The sequence below is a fragment of the Butyrivibrio sp. genome (assembly GCF_024699075.1).
This window is the reverse complement of record NZ_JAILQF010000021.1, coordinates 1-2,863: the sequence shown is the minus strand read 5'-3', so window position 1 is coordinate 2,863 and position 2,863 is coordinate 1. Positions and strand designations below refer to the sequence as shown.

Genomic DNA, 2,863 nt, shown 5'->3' with positions numbered 1-2,863 from the left:
GAACTTAGCTCTTGTAAGATCCATATCGAAGTGCTTAGGACCTTCTGCTGTTGCTGTAATGAAAGGAAGGTTGATGTTAGTTGTTGTAGAAGAAGAAAGTTCCTTCTTAGCCTTCTCTGCAGCTTCCTTAAGTCTCTGCATAGCCATCTTATCGCCTGAAAGGTCTACGCCTTCCTTAGCCTTGAACTCTTCAACCATCCAGTTAATGATTCTGTTATCAAAATCGTCACCACCAAGGTGTGTATCACCGTTTGTAGAAAGAACTTCGATTACGCCATCACCGATCTCGATAATAGATACATCGAATGTACCACCACCAAGGTCATAAACCATGATCTTCTGCTCTTTTTCATTGTCAAGACCATATGCAAGAGCTGCTGCTGTAGGCTCGTTGATGATACGCTCTACTTCAAGACCTGCGATCTTACCAGCATTCTTTGTAGCCTGACGCTGAGCATCATTGAAGTATGCAGGTACTGTGATAACTGCCTGTGATACTGTCTCTCCAAGATAATCCTCAGCATCCTTTTTAAGTTTCTGAAGGATCATAGCAGAAATCTGCTCTGGTGAGTACTTCTTGCCGTCGATATTACGTCCGTTGTCAGTACCCATATCTCTCTTAATAGAAGAAATTGTATGATCTGCATTTGTAACAGCCTGACGCTTAGCAGGCTCACCTACAAGTCTCTCACCATTCTTTGTGAAAGCTACAACTGAAGGAGTTGTTCTAGCGCCTTCTGCATTTGCGATAACGGTAGGCTTTCCACCTTCCATGACTGCTACGCAGCTATTAGTAGTACCAAGATCGATACCAATGATTTTACCCATAGTTAATTTACCTCCATAACTATTTCATCTTATTTTTGTAATCTATCCCTTTTAGGGAAATCGGAGATGTTTAAAGCTTTGTAATCTGTAGTCTCCTAAGTTAAAACCGCATTCACAATTTTAACCTAAATCTATTTAGCAACAGCCACCATTGAGTGACGGATTACCGTATCATGATATGTATAGCCTTTTTGAAGTTCCTGTGCGACGATTCCTTCTTCGTATTCATCGCTCTCAACCTGCATTACTGCATTATGAAAATTAGGATCGAACTCCTTACCAAGAGCCTCTATAGGTTTAACATCCATATCCTCAAGTGTCTTTAAAAGCTGCTTATATATCATGTCAAATCCCTGTACAAGTGAATCATCTTTCTTGTCATCGGGAACAGCTGCAAGACCTCTTTCAAAATTATCTACAACAGGGAGGATCTTTGTAAGTACATTACTTGCACCTGCATCGAACATCTGTGTTTTCTCTTTCTCTGTCCTGTTGCGGAAATTCTCAAACTCTGCAAGCTGGCGTTTGTACTTATCAGCCATATCATCAAGCTTGTCCTGAAGAGGATTTTTCTTTTTACCAAAAAGAGATTTCTTGCCTTCTTCTTTACTTTCGTCAGAAGCTTTCTCGCAAGCTTTGCTATCATCTTTTTCTTCAGGTGATGCTACAGAGTCTTCTGTTTCTGAATTTTCTTCATTAACAGTCTCATTTTCTTTAAGAGCCTCTTCAACTTCCTGCTGCTCTTTTTTGATTTCTTTTTCCTGACTCAAATCCATTCTCCTTTATCACTATTTGTTATATGTAAATAGCTAGTCGCTCTTCTTATAAAGATCATCCAGCTGATGCATCATCTTCTTCAAGGTAGATATTACCTTGTCATAGTCCATTCGCTTAGGACCTATGATTCCGACTGTGCCTCGCATTCCTTCTGCAAGTTCATAGGTTGCTGTAACAACGCTACAGTCTTTCATTGTATCTACAGGGGTTTCATTACCAATATATACCTGAATTCCATGCTCCCCTGCACTCAAAGAGCTCTCTACAAGGCTTGTAAGATCACTCTTTTCTTCAAATGTATTGATAAGATCACTGGCCTTTTGATTATCTGAAAGTTCAGGGTACTTAAGGATATTGTTAGTACCACTTGTATATATCTCAAGATCTTCATCAGCCCTGATCGATTCTGCCGCTGCATCTATAACATGACCAACAATTTCTGAATGATCACCTGCCTGAGCTTTAAGTGCAGCTATAAGTCCAAGGTTAATATTCTCAACCGGTATTCCGCCAAGATTCGTATTAAGAATCATGTTAAGCTTAAGAAGTGTCGCATCATCCAGCTCTTCCTCAACCGGGATCATCTTATTCTTGATAAGATTACCTTCAAGAACGATAGTGGCAAGCAAATGGCTTGTGTCCACGCGGCTTATCTGGAGGAATTTAAGCTTGTTCTTACTCATAGTCGGAGTTGAAACCATAGTTGCATAATTAGTATTATCAGCAAGCTGTCTTGCAACATGTTTCAAAAGATTCTCAAGCTTCTCTTCCTTGTCCAGCAGCATCTCACGCATGCTGTCCACTTCCTTCTCCTTCTGGGCAAGCATATCATCAACATAGATACGATAGCCCTGATCGGAAGGTATACGTCCTGCAGAAGTATGAGGCTGAATGATCAGTCCCATTTCTTCCAGATCAGACATCTCATTGCGAATTGTCGCAGATGACAGATTCAGATCCGTATACTTGGAAATCGTCCTGCTTCCAACCGGTTCTCCGGTCTCCATATAATTTCGGACGATTGCATTTAGAATTGTTTTCTTACGCTCTGTAAGTTCCAAATGATAACCTCTTCCTTTTGTGTTAGCACTCACTCGACTTGAGTGCTAATATCTTACATACGTTAAATTATCACTTTAAAAGTATGATGTCAACCGACTAATAAATAAAAAAGTCTAAAGAAAATATAAAGAAGCGCAAACCCATGCCGGATCTACGCTTCTTAATATAATAAAAAAGATATGGGGCAATTTAATAT

3 protein-coding genes are annotated in these 2,863 nt (G+C 39.9%); all 3 read right to left on the bottom strand.

Features of this window, described 5'->3' with window-relative positions; genetic code table 11:
* Nucleotides 1–828, bottom strand: an 828-nt coding sequence (locus K6G87_RS00705) for an Hsp70 family protein (protein ID WP_296832502.1), incomplete at its 3' end; no start/stop codon positions are given.
* Between the two features lie 131 nt (nt 829–959).
* Entirely contained in the window at nt 960–1,604 is a 645-nt protein-coding gene (gene grpE, locus K6G87_RS00700; protein WP_296832500.1) for a nucleotide exchange factor GrpE, read from the bottom strand.
* A 33-nt stretch (nt 1,605–1,637) separates the two neighbouring features.
* Nucleotides 1,638–2,666 carry a heat-inducible transcriptional repressor HrcA gene (gene hrcA / locus K6G87_RS00695; protein WP_296832497.1) on the bottom strand — a complete coding sequence of 343 codons (1,029 nt, stop codon included), beginning with the start codon at nt 2,664–2,666 and terminating at the stop codon, nt 1,638–1,640.
* Between the last annotated feature and the right edge of the window lie 197 nt (nt 2,667–2,863).

Bases quoted from the DNA above. Each gene is read 5' to 3' on its own strand.
- grpE (WP_296832500.1), bottom strand. From the start codon at position 1,604: ATGGATTTGAGTCAGGAAAAAGAAATCAAAAAAGAGCAGCAGGAAGTT.